Source organism: Bartonella sp. AP57NXGY, from assembly GCF_042195805.1.
Classification (GTDB): domain Bacteria; phylum Pseudomonadota; class Alphaproteobacteria; order Rhizobiales; family Rhizobiaceae; genus Bartonella.
In genome coordinates, this window is the sequence record NZ_JBHIOZ010000374.1 from 1 (window position 1) to 1,021 (window position 1,021).

General features: G+C 33.7%; 2 protein-coding genes. Both read left to right on the plus strand.

Annotation, left to right across the window (positions count from 1 at the left end):
- Nucleotides 1-405 precede the first annotated feature (405 nt).
- Nucleotides 406-780, plus strand: a complete 375-nt coding sequence (locus ACFIL8_RS10945; RefSeq protein WP_375689806.1) for a hypothetical protein — start codon at nt 406-408, stop codon at nt 778-780.
- Entirely contained in the window at nt 773-946 is a 174-nt protein-coding gene (locus tag ACFIL8_RS10950; RefSeq protein ID WP_375611660.1) for a hypothetical protein, read from the plus strand. Before ACFIL8_RS10945 ends, ACFIL8_RS10950 begins: the two co-directional genes overlap by 8 nt.
- Nucleotides 947-1,021: the final 75 nt, after the last annotated feature.

The following is a 1,021-nucleotide window of genomic DNA, read 5'->3' on the forward strand; positions in this document are numbered from 1 at the left end:
CGTTATGTCTATCGCCTTCGTTCTTTCCCCTATAAAGTTACATTATTCAAATTTGCGCGCCTAACCGCGCTCAAGGACGAAGATTCCTGTGCCGATCTATCAACAATCAAGCTTTTCTTAAGTAAATTCAACCGGCTAAACACTTCAATATTAAATGCCTCTTCGCCTATAGTTTAGTCATAAAATATAATTGTACTCACAAAACGAATCTTTTATACAGCGGCACGAAAAATTGTACATGCCTCATAATAATAAAGGGAAGATGCGCTACAGACGTAGCAAGTCATTCGTATTATAATTATAACAAGTACAGAAATCTTTTTTCATTTCATAAAAATAGTCTGAGAAACTGAGTTATTCGCTTTATCAAAAGACAAAACCTTCAAGAAACAAACGAATATCAACATGACAAAACCAAACCTATCAAATGCATCACCAAAAGAACAAAATGATACATCTTCTCAATGGGACTTAGTCCTCGATATCCAAAAAGAAGTTAAGGAAACATTAAAGGCTGGTGTTGTTTCACTGGGAGAATTTATATTCATAATCTTTATAAGCGTCTGTTTATACATTTTTCTCTCAATATTAGGCCATGCGGATAAACCTCAAATGGATGCTGCAAGTTTAATCGGGCTGATATGCGGATTAATTCTGTACGGTTCGATACCAATCTCTTTGGTGCTACGGATCATAGTAAAGAAGAAACTGAAAAAAGTAATGAAACAACTAGACGAAGCGGTTGCTAATCAAAATACAATAAGGAGAGAAAATGACTGAAGCTATAATATTAGGGCGCATTCTAGGGATCATTGTCGGTTGTGCAATAATAACATTATCCGTTTGGCTTGTTTATTCTACCATTAAATATCGAAAACTGTACCGTAAAGCGCTTACAGGACTAAACTTAGCAATTCAAAAATGTAATAAAGAAATTAATAAATAAAAAAAGTCGTGAAAAACGTGGTATTAAAATACCATAATCCTTATTTTCATATTTCTAGACGTATTTAATGTGATT

What these genes read in the sequence shown, in the direction of transcription:
- ACFIL8_RS10945 (WP_375689806.1), top strand. Translation starts at nt 406, where the DNA reads ATGACAAAACCAAACCTATCAAATGCATCACCAAAAGAACAAAATGAT.
- ACFIL8_RS10950 (WP_375611660.1), top strand. Translation starts at nt 773, where the DNA reads ATGACTGAAGCTATAATATTAGGGCGCATTCTAGGGATCATTGTCGGT.